Here is a 16,838-nt window from a genome sequence, read left to right on the forward strand (position 1 = left end):
CGCCGCGCAAGCGGCTTCTTTTCTCAAGGAGTGCAAATGAAAAACGGTCAGTCGTTGCTGGATCATCCGGCATATAACGAACGCGTCAAACTGCGGGGTTACAACTGCAGGGTGAACGTGCTGATGGCCACCACTGATACGGACGGGGGCAGGGTGCTCAAGCGCCTCAATCCCAGCTGGACCAAGGGTGACCACAAGGCTTTGGCCGAGCAGCACGCCGAACTGGGCGAGCAGATGCAGAACGAGTGGAGTGAATTGCTGGATGTTGCGGCGCTTCAGGCGTTCGGACGGAAATACCGTATCACGGACTACCGCATCAGCGGGATCGCGTGTGAGGAATTTTCGGACGAGCACAAGGATCGCCTGCGTTATCTGGCCCATGCGTCCACGCACCATCACGCCGCCGCACGCGCACATGCTTCCGCCGCCAGGTGGATGCGTAATGCGTGATCGCAACGGTATTTCAATCGCCGCGCAAGCGGTTTCTATCATCAACAGGAGTATGAAATGGCATTCGAAGAACAACTGAAGGCATTGGCCGACCAAGGACTTACCTTCTCTGACTGCATCAACCACTTTGGCACTGCATCGGATTCCCATCCGTACGCAATCGCCGCGGAGGAGATGTATGCGGAGGAGGGCAAGATCGAGATCGACGACAAGACGATTGTTTCCGACAGCAATGGCGGCAACTACGTGATGGCGTGGGTTTGGGTACCTGAGTCGCGCGTGACCGATCCGGCGTAAATCCGGTTCTTCCTTTTTTCATCGCCCGAGGGTGAAGTACGCCCTCAAGGGCGTGCTTCCTCTCAATTTTCCATTTCATTGGGAGTCAAGCATGACAGCAATGTCTATGAATCAAGGCGCATCCGGTGCCTCACTTCTTCAAACCATGACACGCCTGGCTGGAGCCGCTTTCCACCAGGCCGTCGTCACGATCCAGAACGTCCGCCACGGGAGCAGCAGTATCCGTTCCCGCATCAACATCGAGAACACCCGGAAGTTGAAGCAGGCTGGTTTCCCCGTTGGAACGCGTTTTTCTGTGAATTACCGCCCCGGCATGGTGGAGTTGGTCAAGGACAACAATGGCACCAACGTCATTGCTCCGAAAACCTTCCCCAAGCGAGACGGTACTTCCACCGTTGGCGAACGACTCGACCTGCGCTCGTCGCAGATTCACGAGAAGTTCGCCGGGGAGGAACGCGTGCTGGCCCTGTATCTGGATGGGCGAATCGTTTTCCTGCATTTGCCGACCGTCACCCGCGGGCTGGAGCGTGCGGAAAAGCTGGCAAAGGCCGTCGAAAGCGGTACGTTGCGCACGGCAGCACTGTACGCTGGTATTGCAACGCTAGACGCTGCACTCCACGATGGTTTCAAGAAGGCTGGACTCACCTCCGAACTGGTCTTTGCGAATGACTCATGGGACGTGGCTGTGGACTGCCTATTGAACGATAACCCGGCTGGGGTTCCGCATACGCGAACCTTCACCGGCGGGATTGAGCAGTTCATCGCTTCGGGGATGCGCATGTCCGGCCTGGACATGATCGCCCTCGGCATCCCATGCCGTGGTGCGTCCAAGCTCAACATAGCAACACGGTCTCTTCCGGAGACTCATGAAGAAGCAGGTCATCAAGTGCTTAATGCCATCATGGCATTACAGCAGTTGGACTTTCCGCCGCTCATACTTATCGAGAACGTTTTGAGTTACTCGACGTCGATTTCTTTATCCATGATCGATCGGGTACTGAAAGAGCAGGGGTATCAGACGATGTTGATCGGTGATCGTGGTGAGGATGGCCAGTACCTGGGCATCAACTCCAATGATTACGGAGACATCGAGCGTCGTGTTCGCATGGCACTTCTTGCGTATCCGACGGGCGTGGAGTTGCGGTTTGATGGCATGGTGAAAACCGGGCCGTCAAAGCTGACAGTAGGCGACGTGCGATTGCCGGAGACCATGGTCGATGAAGGTGAGTACCTGAAAGGCGCGCATCTCAATTCCGAAGCAAAAATTGCCAAGGGGTGGAGAAACCGCATTGTCGATGACAGTGACAACATCACGCCATCCATATCGGCAGCGTGCTGGAAAATGCGGCCGGAGGATGCGAAGTTTAAGCACCCGACTGACCCCACCAAGAGTCGCTTGCCTCTCCCTGAAGAGCATGCGGCTTTGAAAGGTCACGACAAATCGATCATCAATTCCCTGACGACGACAACCCATGCACATACCGCACTTGGCAACGGCACGGCAAAGAAGTGCTGGGTCGAACTGGCGCGCGTGTTGGGAACGGAACTGCGCAAAGGCTGTTCCGCCCTGGGTGAGTATGTCCGTCAAATGCGCGAAGGCGTGCAAGTCGCGGCCGAGTCTTCTCAGCCCGATCTGTTCCAGTTCGCGTAATCACATCATTTCAACCCCGCGCGGGGCTCTTTCCCCGATGTTGGGATAGGGCTCCGCGCATTCCTATTACGGAGTCAACTATGTACAAAGTCATTCCTCTTCAATTCCCTGAGTACGAACGTGGCAAGTTCGAGTTCGCCGTTACGGATGCGCGTGGTAAAGCACGCTTGGGGTTCTTCCCCAAGCAGGCAACGGCTGACAAAGTCTGCTCGCTGCTCAATGCAGCGGCAGGCGGCGTTCGCAAGATCGAAGCGTTTTCGCTTATGCACACCGGGAGTAATCCCGGCGGCTACCTGGCCGAGGCCTCTCGCACCGGTGATCCTGGGAGTTACGAGGAGGTCCGTATCAGCGTGCTGCACCCGGAACTCGGCTGCGTCGGTGATGTCCTCGTCGGTCTGACCGACAAGGGCGAGCCGCGGATGCTGATTACCCACAACGGCGAAGGCGACGGTGACCATGCGATTGCGGTCTACCCTCTCAAGCCAAAGGATGAAGCTGTAGATATCCGCTACAACTGAGATCCCTTTCAAATAAGCCCGGCCTTTGTGCCGGGCTTTTTTTATGAGAAAAGCCTTTCTCAAAACAAGTTTCGTAATTTGATCTACAGATGCGCTGTGGCACTATACCTTCGCTGTACATACGCGGCACTCGTGGACGAGTTCAGGGACACGGCACGTCGAGCAACATCGGCGCGAAGTGGAGGAGGAATCCACGTATTCCCGGTCAAGCAGCAACTCATCCAGCAGTTGGAGCAGTTCGTCTTCCAGCGGCGGTGGTAGCTTTAGTACCAGCGATAGCTTTTAACCAACTTTATGAGTAGGGCGGGGCAGATCCAGCCGAGGACAACAAGAAAGGAACGCAATGGGTTATAGAAAGCGGTATCCCACAAAACGGCGGTCAAAGAATGGGTATGGCGCCGTGGTCGGCGATTCAGTGCGACTTGCGAATACCTACGGCCCAAAGGGCACGCTCGCCGTCGGGGTGCTCGGGTTCGTCTTCTTCTACTTCTTCGTTCCGTGGGCGCTTGCCGCGTGGGCGGGCGCCAGCAAGTCGAAGATGACCGGCCCTTATGCTTCGATCATCGGGAAATTCTTCGATGATATTTTCATTAGGCGTTTCATCAATCCGGCGGAGTGGGCCGGGATCGCAATCCTGGTAGCCTGCGTTCTGCTGGCGTGCTGGAAAACCGTTTTCCGGAAGAACGTCGGCCGCGAGGGCGAACGGAATGTGGCCACTGTATCCAAGGTGGCGTCGCGTTTATTGGACTAAAAGTCATCGTTGGCGAGCAGCGAAAGCGCTACTTTACGAGAAGGGTAGGGATGGGAAAGCGGAGAACGCTGCGCAAGCAGGGGCTGTTGAATTTGATCGTTGCTGTGCTACGCGAGTATGCGGCCGGCAAGACAGTGTGCAACTCGAACGAGTGCACACTTGCCGTGAGTCACCTGATGCGTGTCTACGGCGACCTCTTCAGCTGTCACCGATATGTATCGACCGGCGTTTTGAACAATGAGGGAAAGCGTACGCTGGAACACGTAGTGCCAGTGATCTTTATCGTCCGCACGTTCATGCAATGGGCCGATACTGGCAAAGGAATCAATAGCTCTGAGGTTGAGCGTTATCTCGATCAGTACTCGTATCTGTGCTGGGTCGTGAAGGCGACCGAAGGACAGAGATTACGAGCCGCGGGATGGGAAGATAAGCTCCCGCCTAACGCGTATGACAACGACAGGGAAATCCACGATATTTGGGCACGCTACACGGATACCCGAGTAAATATTCAATGGGTGCCAGATATCAAGGCAAGGGACGCAGCGCTTAAGCGCATTGCGGAGGATGAGGGGCGCTTGAAATGAACGGCCTTGCGCACCTTGTCCATGAGTTCGTGTCGCTGCTGAGCCGCGGCCAGGCTGAAATCTATAACGAAATCAGCCTGCAGCTTGAGTTGGGCCTGTTCCTTCGGGAACGGCTACCTCAGTACAAAGTCCAGTTTGAACGCAACGTCGGGTACTTCGGACTCGACAAGGAACTGTTCACAAAGAAGGAGGTGGACATCTCTATTTTTACAGCGGACCGCAAGGACTTGATCGGCGCCATCGAACTTAAATTTCCCCGTAACGGCCAATATCCGGAGCAAATCTTCAAGTTCTGCAATGACGTGGCGTTCGCCGAGGAGTTGTACGGTGCCGGCTTTACGCAAGCCCGGTGTTTTATCAAGGTAAGGCGGAGGGAATCTACCGTTACTTCAGGGGAGCCGTCCCGCTGCATGGCGAGGTGGCTAAGCCGACAGGCAAAGAGATTGCTGCAGTCGAGATCCACGGCAACTATACTGTGCGCTGGCATGCAGTGCAAGGATCACTTCGATATGCTTTGGTCGAAGTTGATACTCCGGCGTTTATTGTCCCGCGTCACGCTTAAGCACGCTTCGGGCTCTGCGAAAGCGGGAAGAAAGTAAAAGTATGTGGGAGAGGTCAGTAGTGCTCTGAAGTAAAAGCATGACGGCAAAAGCGCACGTAACTCATTGATTTATAACCGAGCGTGCTTTATGCCAACATAAAATCCCTTCTCTTTCGGGAGAACTGGAAAGCATGTCGACAAAGCGGAAAGAACTAATCCCCGTTGGCCAGGTTAAATTCCCCCACCTTTGGCCGGGTCAAACTCCCCCAGGGCAGGACATGCGGATTGTAGGGCAATCGGCGACGCATTGACGAATTTGTCCGGTTGCCGATGATGGTCTGTGTTGGTCAGCCAGCCTTTGTCTCGGTTGCCGTCGACTGCGTCAGGCGGTTTGCTGCCTCCTTCAGCCGGTAGCTGCGTCCCTCGAACTCCAGCAGATGCGCGCGGTGCATGAGCCGGTCCAGGATCGTGGTCGCCATAGTCATGTCGCCCAGGTATTTCCCCCAGTCCTGCACTACCCGGTTGGAAGTGACGACGATGCTGCGCTTGAGCTTGTAGCGCTGATGCACCAGCGCTTGCAGCAGTTCACCCGCGGTCTCGCCGATGCGGCGCGCCAGGAACAGATCGTCGAGCACCAGCAGGTCTGCCTCAACCAGCGCGCGCATCTGCTGCCGCTGCTCGGCCTCGTTGCCCATGCCGTACTGCGCGAAGGCGCTGTCGGCTTCCAGGTAACGCACCGCATGACCGGCCAGCGTGGCCTGGTAGGCGACGGCCTTGGCGACATGGCTCTTGCCGGTGCCGGGCTTGCCGACGATCAGGGCGTTCTGCCCTTCGGCGATGAACTTCAGGGTGTGCAGCTCGAAGCATGCCGCGCGCGGCAGCTTGGGGTTGAAGCGCCAGTCGAAGTCGGCCAGCGTCAGACGCTCGTCCAGCCCGCTTTGCTGGTAGCGCCGTTCCATCAGGCGTGAGCGGCGCCGGTCCAGTTCATCCTGCAGGATCAGCGAGAAGGTCTCCAGGAAGGGCTCCTGTGTGGCCTGGGCCTGCAGGATGCGCGTTTCCAGCGTGGCGCGGATGCCGGACAGGCGCAGCGCGCGCAAGGCACGCTCGATTTCGTTCATGGTCATGCTCATCGTGATGATTCTCCTTGGTGGGTTAAAGGGTGGCGGCAGCCTGCGCGCCGAGGGTGAACAGGTCGGCGTACTCGTCGCCGTCCCGGATCAGGGGATGCTGCTGGGTCAGGTCCAGTTCGTGCTGGATTGGCGCGTCGAGGGCGGTCAGCGCCTGCTGCAGGAGGCGCTCGGTCAGGGCCTGGATCGACTTGTAGTGCTGTACACCATCGCGCAGCGCCTGTTCGCACGCCTGCTCGATGAGGCGGCGCGGGTAGCGCCGGGCCAGGCCGACCACGCCGCGCAAACGGCGGTGGCCGACGCGGCCGTCGCGCTCGAACCATTGCCGGCACAACGCGAGCGTGGCCGGCCCGATTTGTTCGGCCTGCGCCAGGATGCTCTTCGTCTCGCGCGACGGGTTGTACGGCCGCTCCTCCTCCGGCAGCAGCACGCTGCCGGGGCGTTGCGCGCGTGGGTGTGTGCGCAGCAGGTCTTGCGTGGTGCGGTCGCGGATCTCGATGTGGCGCTCGAACACGCGTACCAGCACGCGGCTGCCGATGGCCGCCGGACGCGCTGCATAGCTGCTGTGGTCGATGCGCACGCAGGTGGCGTCGTCGACGGTGCGTTCGCACTCGGTAAAGTACGCGAAGCCAGACAGCGGCAGCGGCTTGAGGTGCGCGCGTTCCTCCTGGAACATGGCTTCCACCTGACGCCGGGTAGCACCGTGCACGCGCTGCGCGGCCCAGCGCGTTTCCCAGTGTTCGAGGAAGGCATTCTGCTCCTCGATCGATTCGAAGCGCCTTCCCTTGAGTGCGGTGTTCTGCGTGTGCTGGATGGCGTTCTCCACGCTGCCCTTGCGGTTCGGGTCGCGCACGCGCGCCGGGTCGGCGACCACGCCGTAATGGGCCAGCACCGCGCTGTAGACGGGGTTCAATTCCGGCTCGTACAGGTCGGGCTTGATGACGCCCTCCTTGAGGTTGTCGAGCACGACGTAACTGGCGGCACCGCCGAAGTAGCGCCAGGCCTGCTCGTGCAATTGCGCCCATGTCTCCTTGCTGGAGTTCCAGACCACCCGCCGGAAGCAGCGCCGCGAATAGCGCAGCGTCATGACGAACAGGCGCGGACGGCGGTAGCGGTCGCTGCCGGGCACGCGCGTGAGCGCGCCTTCGCCGTAATCGACCTGGGCTTCTTCGCCGGGGGCGAACTCGAGCCGGTCGAATTGCTCCGGTTCGTGCTGCACGATCTTGCCGGCGAAACGCTTGACGCTGTTGTAGCCGCCGGTAAAACCGAACTGGTCGACCAGGTCCTGGTAGATCGCGGTGTAGTTGCGGCGCAGGCGCAGCTGGGATTCGATGAACGCGCGGAACGGCTCGCAGGCCGACGGCATGGCCTGCCCCGGTGGCCGGGGTGGGGGAATTTGCGCTGCCGGCCCGGTGGCCACCCCGGGGGAATTTGCCGGCTGAGCCGCTAGGCGCTGGGCCAGGCGACGGATGGTCTTGCGATCGATACCGGTAAGGCGTTCGATCTCGCGCTGGCTCTTGCCGGCCGCCAGCAGCGTGGTCACGGTGGTTTGCAGATGTGGCTTCAAGACGTTCACTCCGGATTCCCCTCGACATGCGGAGGGGGAAGGTTACGTCCTGCCAGCGGGATGCCTCCCGGGCGCCGGAAGCGGCACTCTACAGTGCCGTTACGCGGGCCTCAGGTGGGGGATTTTGGGGTGGCCAGAAGTGGGGGATTTTGACCGGCCAACGGGGCTAATTGCATGCCGATAAGGCATCGGCAAAATTCAATAACTAAAGATAAGCCGACAAGGACAGCTAGCGTAGTCGAGGGCTTAAACTCGAAAAACACTTGAGCAACGATGCCGCGACAGACCAAGCGTTCAGCATACTCGGCAGGGGAGGTCGCAAATGCAGCATTATTCGAGCAAAGGACCGAGTTTAGTCACTGGCCTCATCGGCACTTGTTCATGGCGTTATCTTTTACAGCACGGCAGAGCAATGCCGGCGCAGCTCGCTTGTTAATGTGCTAGCTACAGAAAGGTGATGATAGCTAGGACGACGATTGTGCATTGGCAGCCTTACTGAATGCCTGGTTTAGCGCATCCTCGATTTCCTCATTTAATTGCTTACGTTGCTTGCGTCGCGCGTCGCATTCCTCGGAAATCTCGTGAGAGGCTGCGTCAACTTCATTTATCGAAATAGGTGCGAAGAGACTCCCGCTGCCTGGTAGGTTATACGGGGCCGTATTGATGTCATCTTCAATTATTTTGTACACCTCGGCGTAACTTGATTTCAGAGCGGAATGGTCTTTCCACGCGCGAAGTGTGTTCAAAAGATGAATGGATGCGTAGCGCTGAATCGGGGCTGCGCCAGTAATTTGTGCGATTCGTACTGCGCACGCAATAGCCCCTAATCCCCAAGGGCCACCCGAAATAGCGAACTCCTTGACGGTCTCCCGAGAAATTCGTCGTAAAGAAATTTCGATTGGACCGGTGGAGCGAGCGACTAGCTCATCTTGGTAGGGCACCCCCCGGTGTCAGACTAGTTGTCGCGTCACCTGATGGAAGTAAATCTTATCGGGGGCGGTTAAAGAGTCGAAGTGAAGGCATATTCAGCGGAACGGAAAGAAGCGGTGTTGCGACGGATGATGCCTCCGGAGAACAAGGCGGTATCGGAACTGGCCAAGGAGACTGGTATCACTGAACAGACGCTCTATACTTGGCGGCGTCAATTGAAGAAACAGGGAATGCCGGTGCCGGGAGATGGGAAGAATCCCGAGGGATGGTCCTCGGAAGACAAGTTTGCGGTGGTGCTGGAGACGGCCGCGCTCAATGAAGCGGAGCTGGCCGAGTATTGCCGGCGCAAAGGTCTGTACGTGGAACAGATTGCGGCGTGGCGCGAGGCATGTCGGGCCGCCAATGCGAATGCGGGCGAGCAGGCGCGCAGCCAGCGCGAGCAGTCGAAGGAAGACAAGAAGCGCATCCGGCAATTGGAGAAGGAATTGCATCGCAAGGAGAAAGCGTTGGCCGAAGCGGCGGCGCTGCTGGTTCTGCGAAAAAAAGCCCAGGCGATCTGGGGGGACAAAGAGGAAGACTGATCAGCGCCCCAGATCGCCGTTTATGTGTTGCGTTGATCCGTGAAGCGCAAGAGGCTGGCTGCCGCTTGCATTGTGCCTGTGCCGAACTGGAATTGAGTGTGCGCACGTTCTTTCGCTGGGTGCGCGAAGGGGATGAGGTAATTGGCGCCGATGGTCGCACGACGAACGTCCGGCCGGCGCCTGCGCACAAGCTCAGCGAGTCTGAACGCGAGCGGATGCTGGCGGTGGCCAACAGCGAGGAATTCGCCAGCTTGCCGCCCTCGCAGATCGTGCCGACGCTGGCTGATCGTGGTGTCTATCTGGCGTCGGAATCGAGCTTTTATCGGGTGCTGAAACAGGCATCGCAGCAGCATCACCGAGGGCGCGCGAAGAAGCCTTCCGAGCGCGTGGTGACGAGTCATTGCGCGACCGCTCCGAACCAGGTGTGGAGCTGGGACATCACGTGGTTGCCGGCGGCGTTAAAGGGTCAGTATTTTTACTGGTACGTGATGCTCGACGTGTTCAGCCGCAAGATTGTTGGCCATGAAGTGCATGTGGCGGAATCAAGCGAGCTGGCCGCGCTGCTGATGCGCAAGGCGAGTCTGGCCGAAGGGTTGGGCGGGCGCCCGCTGGTGCTGCATTCGGATAACGGCAGCGCGATGAAAGGCGCCACCATGCTGGCCACATTGGAGCATCTGGGCGTGGCTGCGTCGTTCAGCCGACCGCGCGTGAGCAATGACAATGCCTATGCCGAGTCGCTGTTCCGCACTTGCAAATACCGGCCCGATTACCCGAGAAAACCGTTCGACAGTTTGGAACAGGCGCAGGCGTGGACGCAGCAGTTTGTTCGCTGGTACAACCAGGAGCACAAGCACAGTGGCCTGAAATTCGTGACACCGGGGCAGCGTCACGCCGGGCAAGCGACTGCCATTCTGAGACATCGTGAGCACCTCTATGCCGCCGCCAAAAACAGCAATCCGAGGCGATGGTCAGGGCAGACAAGGAATTGGGAATTGCGGGATGAGGTTTGGCTGAATCCGGAACGGAGTCAGGCGGAACAGCTAAAGCAGGCAGCTTGAGGTCATGTGACAACTACGTTGACAAACGCCGGCACCGGCATCCGTTCAATAAGTGAAGTGATACCCGGAAGCGATAACATACGTTCGCTCGTAAACCACCATAGAGGGGTTGCTATCCAGGCGGCGGTTCCTGGTATCGCGTTATCCACGCGCTCGACTAATGTTGGGCGATCTGGGCTTTCGCGTTCGAGGGGCGGGAACCGTGTTCCCAATTTGTACCCCCGCCAGATTCTGCATCTATCATCACGAGGCCTTTCAGGGTCTAGATCGGGAACAGCTAGAACCGGTCGTGAGACGCCACCCTGGCGTGTCATACCCCCTTCAATTTGCATCCTCACTTGTTTCGGCATGCGCGCTCGAGCGGCTACAGCGGAAACCTGAAAATCGGGAGGAAAGAGCTTTCCAAGCTTTCCCTCCCCTAGGTTGCCGCTCGCCGAATTTACCATCGCGTAGTACACGCGAGCCCCCAGGCGCATTAATGGTGTCGTGCGTACTTTCTTTTGTCTCATTGACATTGGTTTTCCACGCGGTATCGGAAAAATGGGAACGCGACGCCTACTTTACTGTTCCCATTGAGACTTTACTCGAAACCTGAAATATTTCGCTTCTAGCAATGAAATTAAAGCCGGATAAATATGGATTATTCAGGACCAATGGTGACAATCGACGTTGCTGCGGAGCATGAGTCGCCGGTCTCGGCGGCTCAGTGTACCGAGAAGGTCTTTGAGGAACGTATGTTTGAAAAATACGGGCCGATTATTGCGGACGAAGTTCTCGCTCCGATTCTGGGCTTCGCTTCGCAAGTCACATTTCGGCGGGCTATAGCGCAAGGGAAAATATCCCTTCAACTCTTTCAAATCGGAACAGCGCGAGCCCGTTTTGCCCTGACGCAGGACGTTAGCCGGCTAATCTTGGAGGCTCGCCGTATGTCTTCTCGGGCTAATTGTTTTGAGATAACGGAAGAAAACAACTCGACGACGTAAAAGAAAAACGGTCAGGGCGATATGCCGAGTCCTCGTCATCTGACACGTACCGGCGCGTAAAGCGCCAATTCCAACCGTGACCCGGTGAATGAATAGCGTGAGCTCTTACTCAAGCTAGGGAGGATCTATGTGAACTGAAAAAATAAAAAACGGACACGCTGCAGCAACAGCATGTCCGTTTCTGTTCAGCAACTGTTGTCGCAGTTGCCTAATTCGTACAGCTTAGTGCGTTTGATTCTAGGTCTGCTTTGACCTGGCGTCAAGTCCCCGTTTTATCTGCTGTGCGCCTACCCAACGGGCGGCGTGTTTCTGCGTGCCGCCGATTTTATGGAGTTGGCACCATGTACCTGGACGTAGACGAAGTTGGTTCGTGCTTTCCGCACGAACGCCACATTGCAATTACCCCGGCAATCCGGCAACGGGGAAGACATCCCTCAACCATCTGGGTCTTTGACTCGCCTAAGAACAACCTGCGCTTCACCATCTCCGGCGATGTGGCGTTCATGCATTGCGTTCTGCTGGAAGGCGACACAACTGTCGCCAGCTATAACCCTTATCCGGCACCCGTCCAAGCTCAGGTCGAATCGCAAATCTATACGACCGTTCTGGACCTCGTTGTTAACCGCGCGGACGGCACCACGGAATGGTGGGAATTCAAGCGAAATAAGGATGTCAGTCCGTCCCCCTCGGGCCGCGCAAAAATCCAGCTTGCAGCACAAGCCAAGGCGGCGAGCAGCGCTGGAGTGAAATACCTCATCAAAACTGAAAAAGATCTGCGTCGCAAGGAGCTCTTCTTTGATAACTGGCTGTGGTTGTGCAGGGCGATGACCGCAGCTCGTGCTTTCTCATGTCAGCAAGAAGCTCAGCTTATCCAGGAGCAACTTCGGAGGCACGACGCATTTACCTATGGCTCGCTTCTCGATCATCCCAATACGGACCCGGCACTAATTTTCGCCGCGACTGCACGTTTGCTGCAGAAAGGCACGCTGATCGCCAATCTCGAAACTGAATTGTTTGGCCTAAACACCGTTCTTTATAGGAGACCAGCATGAGCAGAGGAACAAACCGAAGTCTGATCCCCATCCCGTATCAAGATACCTCGAAATGGCATCAGCCAGACCTCCAAAGCATGACGCGTGAAGAGCAGGTCGAATATCTGGCACGTAAGCTTGCCGTCGAACTTTACGCAAGCGGGGAGAGCTATATTTCCATTCGTGAGAAAACTGGAAAAAGCGAGTCGGAAGTTCGCCGTCTCGTTCGCCGCTGCGTAGAAGGAGAGCAGGGCATTTACGGGTTCATGGCGCTTACGCGCGGATTCCGGATCTCTTCCTATGTGCGGGAAGCGGACGTCGAATGCCATGTAATAGGAGCGAAGGGGGGCTGTGCTGGAGCCCTGGCAAAGTGTTTTGCGCAAGACCCGGACAGGGAGGAATTCGTTCGAAGACTTCTGTTCCGACAGCGTACAAAATCAACCGCAGTGCAGGAAGTGCGAATCTCATATCGCAACATCCATCGCAAGTTCCTGAGGCTCCTGAAGTTGCAAAAGGTGGGTGAAAACGAGTGGCCGTTTAATACCATACATCGTGGATATAACTCCATTCGAAAGTTCTGCGATTCCTTAGTTAAACGGCTGGCTGAGAGTGGAATGGCAGTCCGATTTGGAATTGAATCGGCGCGGCGGAATGCGTTAAACCCAGCACACGAAACAATCGTGCCAGTTTTCCGTCCTTTCACCTATGTCAGCCTCGACTTCCACAAAGTTGACGCCACCGGAATCATCATGCTGGAAAACGATTATGGAGACATTGTCGAAATTCCGGTGTCGCGATGGTGGATCGGTGTCCTTTTTGAAGAACGGACGATGGCGGTTCTGGGGTTGTACGTTTCACTAGAAGTCAATCCGACCGAGGACTGTGTGTTGGAAACTTTGGAAAGCGCGCTTCGTCCAGGCGTATTCGAAGCTGGAGACCTTCGGGTGAAGTACACCCCAGACGGAAAAGTGGTTATGCACCAGTTGATGCCTGAATTTGCGCGCCATGGATTTGCCGTCATCAAGATGGACAATGCATGGTCGAACACTGCAAAAATTTCGGTGAATAACTTGATCGACACCGTCGGCTGCGCGGTAAATTTTGGCCCTGCTCGTTTCTGGTGGCATCGTCCAAAAATCGAACGCTTCTTTAAGACACTCACAAACAGCACGTTACAGCGGCTGCCATCGACCCATGGATCGGGGCCGCAAGACACCCGGAAAGACAACCCAGGCGAACAAGCAATCAAATACAAAATCATGTTGCGCGAGCTTATTGCGCTGATCCATGACTTCGTCCGGGAACACAACACATCGTCTTCGGAAGGGCTGCAAAGTTCAACCCCTGTTTCGGCTCTCCAGGCTGCTCTCAGGCGGCCCGAGCTTGGCTTTTTTCTTCAGCCGTTACCTCGTGCAGTCCAGCCGGAAATGCGCTTGCTGTCACAGGTTCTCGAATGCCGGGTAGTCGGGAATATCAAGAAAAACGTACGACCGCATATTAAGGCGAATCGCTGGCGCTACTACAGTCCGATCCTCTCAAGGGCATACCAGTTAATCGGGAAGAAGCTAATCGTCTATATCGACAGAAGGAACCCGTCGCACGCCTATGCAACCGTTAAGGATACTGGCGAGGATCTTGGTCGGCTTCTGGTCGAGAAGCGCGTCCGTCACTCCAAGTTCACCCTACGTGAGCAGATTCACTTTAACCGCATAGCTGTGGCAAAAGGAAATCAAAAAGACGTTCCTGATGGTGTAACGCTTTGGGAGGAGGAAAAAAGTGATCTCTTTAACCAGCGCAATGGCAAAGCGAAAAAAAAACAGACCAAACCATCAAAGGACGCGCTAGGTGTCGCCAAACGGGAAATTCGGCACCAAGGCGACGGCGATAAGGATGTTCGGAATGATCAATCCGAAGACATATCCGAGGAAAACGAAATTGAGGTCGACGGTGTTCAGCAATCCTACACACCCCCAACGCCGCAGTTCGATCCGTTTGGCTTCAATCGTACTCCTTCATCTCGAACACTTTTTGAGTAGGACTTACCATGGACCCCACCCCAAACGAAATCGCCTCGCACGAACAAACAATCCCGCGGCGCACTGAATCCGGCAGATCTGATAAGAGTGCTGAAGAAAACGCTTCAAAAACTACTGCGGACAGGACCGTCACTCTGATCTTAGAAGCTCGGCGCAAATTGTTTATGCGACACCCGCTCATGACGCAGACGGAGACAACATTATTGACGCCTCCAATTGAGCATCTTATCGCGATCGTTCGCAGAATTATTCTTCTTCGTCAGGTCGGCATCTACTTTAGTGGAACCAGCGGAATAGGGAAGTCAAAGGCACTCGATTTTGTCGAAGCTGTGCTGCGCAAGGAGTTCAAACACTTGTATTTGCTGAAGCATAACGCCCTAAACAAGCAGGTCCCATCCATTCGTGCGTTTTTCATGCACTTTTTGAAAACTGTCAAACATTCCGAAAAGCGTGGGGAAACGTATCCGCTCCGCGAACGGGTGTTGAACAAAATCGTCGAGTGCGCAATTCAAAGCGGACTTGGTCTCGCGGTTTTACTAATCGACGAAGCGCAAAATATGAATGTAGATGACTTTCTTTTCCTTAAAGATCTTGGGAATGAGGCGGCCCATGAAGGCGTTGTTCTGTTACCCATTCTTATGGCACAGGAGCCTGACTTTGAAGGAGTGCTTGAGCGGTTGCGAATGGACGGACGGCTCGACCTCATATCCCGGTTCGCCATCAAGAAAATCCCGTTTGCCGGTTTCAATAGCCTAAGTGATATCAAGACCGTACTGCGAGAAATCGATGAACAGATCTATCCCCGAGAAAGGGGATGGTCCTGGACCCAGTTCTTTATGCCAGCTGCCTACGCGAACGGATTCCGATTAGAGCACTGCGCTGCGGACTTATTTGAAGTTCTAAAGAGTATGTCGCCTGCGAAGAATGCAAGAAGTCACATCTTCCCAGCTAGGCAACTCTTCGCCGCAATTCGGGCATTTCTCGTCAGCGGAGCGGGAATAGACAAGCCAACGTTCCACGCAGGCCAGGCAATGTGGCGCGAAGCGCTCGAAGCAGTGGAAATTGAAGAAGCAATGCGGCTGTCGAGCGGAGCAGCAACGAGAGGTAAAGTCCGGGTCAACGTGTAGACAGAACCGGAATGCAAAGAACGCATGAGGGCGAGAGTTGCCCTCATGCCCAAGGCCGGGCTGATTAACAGCACACGGCGAACCCAATTAGTTTAATAAACAACCGAATATGGAAAATCAGAATAAAACGGTCTGGGCCGCAGATTGCTATCGGCCTTTGCCGTATGAATCAACGCTCAGCGTATTGCTTTGGTTTGCATGGCGCAACGCGCTATCGTTGCCCCAGTTAAAAGCGCTCTGCAGCACGAAAATGGTGACCTCAAAAAAACTATCGTTCTTAGACCTTGCATGGATTGATACAAAGCATTTGAAAAACGGGACTGCTCTACGCCTTCCCATGGATCAGGAATTGAATACCCTATCCCAGCTCGTTCCCGACCGGGAGGTATGGATGCGGCGATGCTTTCATTATTGTCCTATTTGTCTTGAAGACGGGTATCACTCGTTCTGGTTTCAATTCGAATATCTTCATCAGTGCCCTATTCACCGTTGCAAGCTGCAAAATGTCTGCCAATGTTGCGGTGAAATGACGCCGGAATATCGAATGGGTCCCGATTTGTTCCAACGTCCTTATTTCTGTTTTATTTGTGGTGGCCCGTTAAGTGGCGGGATCCCTAGACTTCGAAATCATCTCGAAGGTCGTGAGAATGACCAAATATATGTTAGAGCATTTACCGACCTTGCTGTATGGGCTAGCAACCGAGGGGTGGGTCGCGATATGGTAGCTGCATGTCGTTTGGAACGATTAAGTTTTATACGATGGCATGCTTGGTGCCGGCCTCAAGAAATGCTACGTAGTGCTGCTTGCTTCGATAATCCGATGCCGCACACTTGCGCCACCCCGCGTTACAATGAATTCACGGTGCTTCGCTGGAGAGTACGTTGGTATGAGAATGACCGGCGTGATTATGATTCGCCACGTCGTGTTTGGGAGCGCCGTACACGCCCGTCAAATTCAGCGTATCTCGCGACGTTGCGTCTTCTGGAGCGATGGATAGGAAGTCGCTATCCGGCCATAGAGGAAAAGTATATTCGGTGCGTATCGGAGTACAGTCGTTTCAGTGAAATCCCAGAACTTACAGCATTGGCACTGCTTCGAAGAACAATGGAACACTTCACTGGCTATGACTCGCGGGAAACGCGCTTAGCGGAAGAGCCGGATGTTTTCATGCTCTACAAAAATGGCAGGTCGCCTCGTCTTGCATGGCGTGCTTTTTTTCTTGGGGCGTACGCGGTTCTGTTGTGGATCGTGCGGAGGGGGCGCGTTGAGCAGGCTAAGAAAGAGGTTTCTTTGTTCAGGACACTTGCTCGGATGGTTCCATGGTCTATAGAAGTAAATGATGGTTACGTGTCAGGAACCGTATTCTTTCCAAAGTTAGACCCGCTTCCGTTGCAACCGTTCGAAGATATTCGGAGAGAGTAGAAGAGGACAGCGTGATATCAGACGAAACTCATTAAAAAATGGGGCGCGTGTGGAGGAGGCCAAGGCGAGTGAGGCCCTTCGCACCGTCTGTACTTACGTAGGGAAGAGAGGTTGCGCGGACATTTAAGGTACCGCAATCATGCGATTACATCGCAAAATTAATGACATTATGAGCATAATGTC

General features: G+C 55.5%; 15 protein-coding genes. 13 read left to right on the forward strand and 2 right to left on the reverse strand.

Annotation, left to right across the window (positions count from 1 at the left end):
* Window positions 1-36: 36 nt before the first annotated feature.
* From AC3WOY_RS27730 to AC3WOY_RS27760, 7 genes are all read left to right on the forward strand, one after another.
* On the forward strand, window positions 37-450 hold the full coding sequence (locus tag AC3WOY_RS27730; RefSeq protein ID WP_492429715.1) for a hypothetical protein: 414 nt from the start codon (window positions 37-39) through the stop codon (window positions 448-450).
* A 57-nt stretch (window positions 451-507) separates the two neighbouring features.
* Window positions 508-747: a hypothetical protein gene (locus AC3WOY_RS27735; protein WP_492429716.1), complete on the forward strand. Its 240-nt coding sequence runs from the start codon at window positions 508-510 to the stop codon at window positions 745-747.
* Between the two features lie 91 nt (window positions 748-838).
* Complete coding sequence (locus AC3WOY_RS27740; RefSeq protein ID WP_492429717.1) at window positions 839-2,398, forward strand: DNA cytosine methyltransferase; 1,560 nt, start codon at window positions 839-841, stop codon at window positions 2,396-2,398.
* A gap of 80 nt (window positions 2,399-2,478) precedes the next feature.
* Window positions 2,479-2,916 (forward strand): hypothetical protein, encoded by a 438-nt coding sequence (locus AC3WOY_RS27745; RefSeq protein ID WP_492429718.1) that lies wholly within the window; start codon window positions 2,479-2,481, stop codon window positions 2,914-2,916.
* Between the two features lie 400 nt (window positions 2,917-3,316).
* Window positions 3,317-3,667, forward strand: a complete 351-nt coding sequence (locus AC3WOY_RS27750) for a hypothetical protein (protein WP_492429719.1) — start codon at window positions 3,317-3,319, stop codon at window positions 3,665-3,667.
* Between the two features lie 86 nt (window positions 3,668-3,753).
* Window positions 3,754-4,251, forward strand: coding sequence for a hypothetical protein (locus tag AC3WOY_RS27755; protein ID WP_492429721.1), 498 nt, complete (start codon window positions 3,754-3,756; stop codon window positions 4,249-4,251).
* On the forward strand, window positions 4,248-4,850 hold the full coding sequence (locus tag AC3WOY_RS27760; protein WP_492429722.1) for a hypothetical protein: 603 nt from the start codon (window positions 4,248-4,250) through the stop codon (window positions 4,848-4,850). Before AC3WOY_RS27755 ends, AC3WOY_RS27760 begins: the two co-directional genes overlap by 4 nt.
* A 289-nt stretch (window positions 4,851-5,139) precedes the next feature.
* Here AC3WOY_RS27760 and istB read toward each other — a convergent pair whose 3' ends face one another.
* Together istB and istA are read right to left on the reverse strand one after the other, a co-directional pair.
* The gene (gene istB, locus AC3WOY_RS27765; protein WP_492429723.1) at window positions 5,140-5,922 is read right to left on the reverse strand and encodes an IS21-like element helper ATPase IstB; all 783 of its coding nucleotides are present in this window, start codon (window positions 5,920-5,922) and stop codon (window positions 5,140-5,142) included.
* A gap of 22 nt (window positions 5,923-5,944) precedes the next feature.
* Window positions 5,945-7,495, reverse strand: a complete 1,551-nt coding sequence (istA, locus tag AC3WOY_RS27770; RefSeq protein ID WP_492429725.1) for an IS21 family transposase — start codon at window positions 7,493-7,495, stop codon at window positions 5,945-5,947.
* Between the two features lie 1,004 nt (window positions 7,496-8,499).
* On the opposite strand from istA, the gene AC3WOY_RS27775 reads away from it, so the two are divergent.
* The 6 genes from AC3WOY_RS27775 to AC3WOY_RS27800 all read left to right on the forward strand — a co-directional run bounded on the left by AC3WOY_RS27775 (window position 8,500) and on the right by AC3WOY_RS27800 (window position 16,655).
* A protein-coding gene (locus tag AC3WOY_RS27775) for an IS3 family transposase (RefSeq protein ID WP_492421301.1) occupies window positions 8,500-10,055 on the forward strand; the annotation gives its coding sequence in 2 pieces (ribosomal slippage) (window positions 8,500-8,962 and window positions 8,962-10,055; 1,557 coding nt in all).
* 653 nt (window positions 10,056-10,708) lie between these two features.
* A complete protein-coding gene (locus tag AC3WOY_RS27780) occupies window positions 10,709-11,038 on the forward strand; it encodes a hypothetical protein (protein ID WP_492429727.1) in 330 nt (109 codons plus the stop codon).
* Between the two features lie 341 nt (window positions 11,039-11,379).
* Window positions 11,380-12,090, forward strand: coding sequence for a hypothetical protein (locus AC3WOY_RS27785; protein ID WP_492429728.1), 711 nt, complete (start codon window positions 11,380-11,382; stop codon window positions 12,088-12,090).
* Window positions 12,087-14,105 carry a hypothetical protein gene (locus AC3WOY_RS27790; RefSeq protein WP_492429730.1) on the forward strand — a complete coding sequence of 673 codons (2,019 nt, stop codon included), beginning with the start codon at window positions 12,087-12,089 and terminating at the stop codon, window positions 14,103-14,105. Before AC3WOY_RS27785 ends, AC3WOY_RS27790 begins: the two co-directional genes overlap by 4 nt.
* Window positions 14,106-14,113: 8 nt before the next feature.
* A complete protein-coding gene (locus AC3WOY_RS27795) occupies window positions 14,114-15,232 on the forward strand; it encodes an ATP-binding protein (protein WP_492429731.1) in 1,119 nt (372 codons plus the stop codon).
* A 109-nt stretch (window positions 15,233-15,341) separates the two neighbouring features.
* The gene (locus AC3WOY_RS27800; RefSeq protein WP_492429732.1) at window positions 15,342-16,655 is read left to right on the forward strand and encodes a hypothetical protein; all 1,314 of its coding nucleotides are present in this window, start codon (window positions 15,342-15,344) and stop codon (window positions 16,653-16,655) included.
* Window positions 16,656-16,838: the final 183 nt, after the last annotated feature.

This window comes from Noviherbaspirillum sp. FW303-A3, from assembly GCF_058788695.1.